This is a genomic window from Hymenobacter sp., assembly GCF_035709525.1.
Classification (GTDB): domain Bacteria; phylum Bacteroidota; class Bacteroidia; order Cytophagales; family Hymenobacteraceae; genus Hymenobacter.
Map to the genome: position 1 here is coordinate 21512 of NZ_DASTEP010000192.1, position 6616 is coordinate 28127.

Annotated in this window: 4 protein-coding genes; all 4 read left to right on the forward strand. The window is 64.9% G+C overall.

Features of this window, described 5'->3' with window-relative positions:
• The first annotated feature begins 104 nt into the window (after positions 1-104).
• The 4 genes from VFO93_RS17110 (at position 105) to VFO93_RS17125 (ending at position 6493) form a co-directional block, all read left to right on the forward strand.
• Positions 105-1034: a geranylgeranylglycerol-phosphate geranylgeranyltransferase gene (locus tag VFO93_RS17110; RefSeq protein WP_325135594.1), complete on the forward strand. Its 930-nt coding sequence runs from the start codon at positions 105-107 to the stop codon at positions 1032-1034.
• Positions 1035-1290: 256 nt separating this feature from the next.
• Positions 1291-2490, forward strand: coding sequence for a BamA/TamA family outer membrane protein (locus VFO93_RS17115; RefSeq protein WP_325135595.1), 1200 nt, complete (start codon positions 1291-1293; stop codon positions 2488-2490).
• Positions 2491-2766: 276 nt separating this feature from the next.
• Positions 2767-4083: a glycosyltransferase gene (locus tag VFO93_RS17120; protein ID WP_325135596.1), complete on the forward strand. Its 1317-nt coding sequence runs from the start codon at positions 2767-2769 to the stop codon at positions 4081-4083.
• 253 nt (positions 4084-4336) lie between these two features.
• Positions 4337-6493 carry a M3 family metallopeptidase gene (locus VFO93_RS17125; RefSeq protein ID WP_325135597.1) on the forward strand — a complete coding sequence of 719 codons (2157 nt, stop codon included), beginning with the start codon at positions 4337-4339 and terminating at the stop codon, positions 6491-6493.
• Positions 6494-6616 lie beyond the last annotated feature (123 nt).

The window sequence follows — 6616 nt, forward strand, 5'->3', positions numbered from 1 at the left end:
CGGCCCCGCCAAGCTGCTGCTGAAGCCCGGTCGGCCACGACCGGGCTTTTTTTGTGCGAGCCCCCGGCAGCGGCTAGTATCTTCGGGCCTTTCGCTTAATTGCTATGACGACCCCTCCCCCCGATGCTGGCCCGCCGGCCGCCGGCCGCGCCGCGGCGGGCTCGCTGTGGCGGGCCGTGCCGGGCCTGGTGCGCTGGCCCAATCTCGTCATCATGCTCCTGAGTTTGGTGCTGGTGCGCAGCCTGCTGCTGCGCGGCCAGCCGCTGGCCGAGGTGCTGCTGGCCCCGCGCTTTGGGCTGCTGGTGCTGGCGGCGCTGCTGGTGGCGGCCGGCGGCTACATCATCAACGACTACTACGATGTGAAAATCGACGCCATCAACCGGCCCGACCGGCTGGTGGTGGGCCGCCTGCTGGGCCGGCGCCAGGCCATGCTGGCCCACGTGCTGCTGAGCGGGGTAGGGGTGCTGCTGGCCGTGCTGAGCGGGGCGGGCAAGCGCCAGGCGCTGGCCATCGGCCTCGTCACGCTGGGGGCGGCCCTGCTGCTGTGGGGCTACTCGGCGCGCTTCAAGCGGGTGGCGCTGGTGGGCAATATCAGCATCGGGCTACTCACGGCGGCGCTGGTGCTGCTGCCCGAGCTACAGCTGCTCACGGCCCGCAAAGCGGTGTGGCTCTACGCGTTGGCGGCTTTTTTGCTGACGGTAGTGCGCGAGATAATCAAGGACATTGAGGACATGCGCGGCGATGCCCAGCACGACTGCCGCACCCTGCCGCTTGTCTGGGGCGTGGCGCGCAGCAAGTGGGTAGCGGGCCTATTCTTGGCTGGGCTGGGCGCGCTGGTGCTGCTGGCCGCCGCCGCGCTGCCCGCCCTGGGCCGCTGGCCGCTGGCGGCCTGGCTACTGGCCCTGGTAGTGTTGCCGCTGGCCTGGCTGGCGCGCCTGCTGTGGGTAGCCGACCGCCGCCGCCACTTTCGCCAGCTCAGCGCCTGGTGCAAAGGCATCATGCTGGCCGGCGTGCTGAGTATGCTGCTGGCGTAGGCGGGATGAGCGGATGAGTGGATAGTGCTGTCCTTGCGAGCGAAGCAATTGCACCTGTTGTGCCGCGCCGTTCGGGTGCGATTACTTCGCTCGCAAGGACAGCACTATCCACTCACCCACTCACCTACTCATCCACTCATCCAAAAAAACCACTCACCCAGAACCCCGCCACTTCACCATTTCGCCATCTCACCTCAACCGTGGGGGCGGGAAATCCGTTGAGGCGCTAATAACCTTTTTTTCTGAACAAAAGACTATGCGTTTCTTTCCGCTCTTGCTGGCCGGGTTGATGGGTAGCTCGCTGGCTGGCTGGAGCCAAGGCCTGCCCGGTGCCCAGGCCGAAACTTCCAAGCCCCCCAAGCGAATCACGATTTTGCCGGTGCCGGTGCTGTTTTATCAGCAGGAAACCGGCGCGGGCTACGGCTTGGGCGGGCTGCTGAGCGGCCGCCTCGGTAACGACACCATCACGCGCGCGTCGAACGTGCGCGTGCAGTACTGGACCACCCAGAAAAAGCAGTCGCTGCTGCAATTTGTGCACACCGTGTACTCGCCGGGTGAGAAGTTTTACCTCAACGGCGAGGTGAGCTACTACAAAAACCGCCTGTACTTTTTTGGCGTCGGCAACGATGCCCCGCAGGTGCAAAGCAGCAACCGCTCGTTTCTGAATTTCGAGCTGTTCATCATCAACCAGCGCTTCCAGAAAAGCATTGCCAAAAACCAGTTTTTGGGTTTGCAATACCGTCTGTCGCGCGTGTTCAATCTTCAGACCGAAGCTGGCCGGGTAAATGATAATGGCGACGCGATTCCCATCACGGACTTCAACAACCCCAATCAGCAGAACTACTTCACCATAGACCCGCGCGTAGACCAGCGCCGCAATTTCAGCACCTCGGGCGTGGGGCCGGTGTACACCTACGACAGCCGCGACGTGGCCCTGGGGGCCTCCAAAGGCAGCCTGCTCGACTTGCAGGTAATGTTCAACGGCAAGTTTATCGGCTCCGACTACAACTTCGTGCGCTACCAGATTGATGCGCGGCACTTCCAGCCGGTTTTCAGCAGCAAAACCATCCTGGCGCTGCAATTTCTGGGGCAGTTTCACTCGGGCAATGTGCCGTGGCACGGGATGGCCGGCCTCGGGGCCAACCTCGGCGGCACGCTTTACAACAACGCCAACCTGATGCGCGGCATCTACGAGCAGCGTTTCCGCGACCGCCAGATGATGACGGCCCAGGCCGAGCTGCGCCAGCATTTGTTCTGGCGCTTCGACGGGGCCGCTTTCCTCGGCGTGGGGCAGGTAGGGAATAATATTCAGGACTACACCTTTGGCGGTATTCACACGGCCGGCGGGGTAGGGGCGCGCTTCAACTTCATCCGGCGCGACCGCGTGAACCTGCGCTTCGACTACGCCTTCGGCACCGACCCTGGCTTTTACTTCGCCATCGGCGAGGCCTTTTAAGCGCGGCCTCCAGGCCGATAACTGACTAAGCCGGGCTGCCTTTTGGGCGGCCCGGTTTTTTTTGTGGCCATTTTGATGAAGGAGAACTGAAGCGCAAAAAAAAACAAGCAAACGGCCAAAATTTTTAGGCCCTTGCTAAACCTGGACGCAGCGCGGGTAGCAGGCTGAATGTTAGTATGCAAAGAAATAGGTGGATTATCTACAGTGCAGATTAACCGTTGTAGCCTAAGCGCGAGCGTTATCCAGCGGCGCTTATCCCGCGTACACGGGCTACCGATGAGCCAATTTGCCGCCCCCGCCTTTTTTCACGGTGCCCGCGAGGCTGCCGCCGCGCCCGCCCTGCTGCCCCGGCCCCTGCGGCTGCCTCGCCCCGCGCGGCTGCTCACCACGCCCGCCCAACTGGCGCGCAGCCTGTGGCAGCAGCTGCCGCCGCCCGCGCCCGGTCTGCAAGCTTGCGTCATTATTCCGGCCAAAGACGAAGCCCACAACCTGCCCGCTACCCTGGCCGCCCTGGCCGCCCAAGTAGAGCTGAGCGGCGCGCCCCTGCCCGCCGGCTGCCTCGAAGTAATCGTGCTGGCCAACAACTGCCTCGACGCCACGGCCGCCGTAGTGCGCCACGCTGCCGCCCGCCACCGCGGCCTGGCCCTGCATGTGGCCGAGCTGCAACTGCCTGGCGAGCTGGCCCACGTGGGCCAGGCCCGCCGCCTGCTCATGGATGCCGCCGCCCAGCGCCTGGCCGCCACGGCCGGCCCCCAGGGCCTCATCCTCAGCACCGATGCCGACACGCTGGCCGCGCCCGACTGGCTGGCCGCCTGCCGCGCCGAGGTAGCCGCCGGGGCCGCCGCCGTGGGCGGGCGCATCCTCACCCGCCCCGCCGCCCCCGAGCCCGAAGACCTTGGTGCCGACGAAACCGACTACCCCGCGCCCGCCGCGCCCGCCGCGCTGGCCGTGCGCCGCACCCAGCTGCGCGATGCTACCTACCACCTGCTGCGCAACCAGCTGGAGTGCCAGCTCGACCCCTGCCCCAGCGATCCCTGGCCGCGCCACCACCAGCACTTCGGGGCCAGCCTGGCCCTCACGGTGGCGGCCTACCAGCAGGTGGGCGGCCTGCCCGTGGTGCGCTATCTCGAAGACGAAGCCTTGTGGCGCGCCCTGTGCCGCCACGATTTGCCCGTGCGCCACAGTCCGCACGCACGCGTCAGCACCTCGGCCCGGCAGCAGGGCCGCGTGGAGGTGGGGCTGTCGTGGCAGCTGCGCGAGTGGGCCGCCCAGGCCCAGGCGCAGCGCGAGCCCGAAGTGGAGTGCCCGCGCCAGCTGGCCGGCCTCTGGCAAGCCCGCCACGAGCTGCGCGCCTGCTGGCAGCAGCGCTGCCAGCCCACGCCCGCCGGCTTCCGCGAGTGGGCCCTGATGCTGGGCGTGCAGGCCGGCGAAATGCACACTAAGCTACAAGCCGCCAAGTCGTTTGGTGAGTTTTGGGAGTGGGTGCTGGGCACCCGCGCCAGCGTGGGCTTTCACAAAGAATGCCGGATGCCGCTGGGCGAAGCCCTGGCCTGGCTGCGCCAGGCCGTGCGGCGCGGCGGCCCGGCCTGGTGAGTGAAATGCAGGAATCCACGTATTTCGGTACTACAGAAAGCCCTTCCGGCCCCGGAGGGGCTTTCTGGTTTTTGTGGCGTTCTTTACGGATAGTACTATTTTTTACTGGTGATACTTCTGCCTGCCGCCCAATGGGCCGCGGCCGATACGTCACTTTTTACTCTGTATTCGTATGGCGTTTTTCCATCGCCGCCGGCCACTGTTGGGCGGCCTGGCTTTGTTGAGTTTCACGTTTATTCCGTCTTATTTCGCGATGGCTCAATCTTCTGGCGCGCCCGCCGCCTCCGTCACCCTGCGCTCTGGCCCGGCGCTGCTTGCGCCCTGGAGTGGCCCGCACGGCGGCGTGCCGGCTTTCGACAAGGTGAAAGTCGCCGATTTCAAGCCCGCGTTGGAAGCCGCGATGGCTGAGAATCTGGCTGAAGTCGCAGCCATCGCCAACAACCCCAAGCCGGCCACTTTTGACAATACTATCGTAGCGCTGGAGCGCAGCGGCGCCACCCTCGACCGCGTACAGGCCGAGTATGGTGTTTGGAAAACGACCTTGAACGACAAAGCCTTCGGCGCGGTAGAAACCGAGATGGCCCCCAAAATGGCGGCTTTCAGCGACCAGATTTCGCAGAACGCGGCGCTGTTCCGGCGCATCGAAGCGGTGTACAAAGACCCCGCTACCAAGAAGCTGACGCCCGAGCAGCAGCGGCTGGTGGAGGTGCGCTACAAGGCCTTCGTGCGCGCTGGGGCCAAGCTCGACGCGCCGGCCAAAACCCGGCTTTCGGCCATCAACCAGCAGCTAGCCGGCCTTTTCACCAAGTTCTCGCAGAACGTGCTGGCCGACGAGGCCGACTCGGTGCTGGTACTGAAGACCGACAAGGACCTAGGGGGCCTGCCAGCCTCGCTGCGTGAGGCGGCCAAAACCACGGCCACCACGCGGAAGGTGGACGCCGCGGGCGTTATCACCAATACGCGCTCTAGCATTGACCCATTTTTGACGTACTCGGACCAGCGGGCGCTGCGCGAAAAGGCCTGGCGCATGTTTACGAACCGCGGCGACAACGGCGGCGCACATGACAACAACGCGCTCATCACCCAGATTTTGCAGCTGCGGGCCGAGCGGGCCAAACTGCTAGGCTACCAGACCCACGCCCACCTGCGCCTCGACAACACGATGGCCAAAACGCCCGAGGCCGCCATGCAGCTGATGCTCGATATGTGGAAGCCCGCCGTGGCCCGCGTGCACGAGGAAGTGGCCGATATGCAGGCGCTGGCTGTGAAAGAAGGCGCGCCCGCTGGCTTCAAAATCGAGCCCTGGGACTACCGCTACTACGCCGAAAAGGTGCGCAAGGCCCGCTACGACCTCGACCAGAACGAGGTGAAGCAGTACTTGCAGCTCGACAAGATGCGCGAGGGCATGTTTTGGGTGGCCGGCGAGCTGTTCAACTTCGCCTTCGTGCCCGCGCTCGACGTGCCCGTGTACCACCCCGACGTGAAGGTGTGGCAGGTGAACGACCGCACCACCGGCAAGCAGGTGGGCCTCTGGTACTTTGACCCCTACGCCCGGCCCGGCAAAAACTCGGGCGCCTGGATGAATGCCTACCGCAAGCAGGAACGCCTCGACGGCAAGCCCGTGACCACCATTGTCTCGAACAACTCCAACTTCGTGAAGGGCAAGGATGGCGAGCCGGTGCTCATCTCCTGGACCGATGCCACCACGCTGTTTCACGAGTTTGGGCACGCGCTGCACGGGCTGTCGAGCAACGTGACCTACCCCACACTCTCGGGTACGAGCGTGGTGCGCGACTACGTGGAGTTTCCGTCGCAGCTGCTCGAAAACTGGCTGCCCACGCCCGAGGTGCTCAATCGCTTTGCCCTGCACTACCAGACCGGGGAGCCCATTCCGGCCGCATTGGTGAGCCGCATCGACAAGGCCAGCACCTTCAACGAGGGCTTTGCCACCACCGAGTTTCTGGCCAGCGCCCTCATCGACATGAAGCTGCACCTGGCCGGCGACCAGAAAATTGACCCTGACAAGTTTGAGCGCGAGACGCTGGCCGAGCTCGGCATGCCCCGCGAGCTGGTGATGCGCCACCGCACGCCGCAGTTCAGCCACGTGTTTTCGAGCGATGGCTACTCGGCGGGCTACTACTCCTACTTGTGGTCGGTGGTGCTGGCGGCCGATGGCTTCAGCGCCTTTACCGAGGCCGGCGGGCCGTATGACAAGGCCGTGGCCGCCCGCCTGCGCCAGCACGTGTACACCGTCGGCAACACCGTAGACCCAGCCGCTGGCTACCGCGCCTTCCGCGGCCGCGACCCCAAGGTAGATGCCCTGATGAAGCAGCGCGGCTTCCCGCTGAGCGGCGCGGCGGTGCCTGCTAAAAAGCCTGCTGGTGCCAAGGCTACGCCGAAGCGTAGGTAGCGTTGGATATCAGTTTTTTTGAGAAAGCCCCGGCGCCGGGGCTTTCTTTTTTTGCTTAATTAGGCAGACGCGCTGCCCGGTCGGGGTAACCTCACCCCCCAGCCCCCTCTCCAAAAAAGAGGG

Coding starts and splice junctions, on each gene's coding strand:
- VFO93_RS17110 (WP_325135594.1), top strand. CDS start 105: ATGACGACCCCTCCCCCCGATGCTGGCCCGCCGGCCGCCGGCCGCGCC.
- VFO93_RS17125 (WP_325135597.1), top strand. CDS start 4,337: ATGGCTCAATCTTCTGGCGCGCCCGCCGCCTCCGTCACCCTGCGCTCT.
- VFO93_RS17115 (WP_325135595.1), top strand. CDS start 1,291: ATGCGTTTCTTTCCGCTCTTGCTGGCCGGGTTGATGGGTAGCTCGCTG.
- VFO93_RS17120 (WP_325135596.1), top strand. CDS start 2,767: ATGAGCCAATTTGCCGCCCCCGCCTTTTTTCACGGTGCCCGCGAGGCT.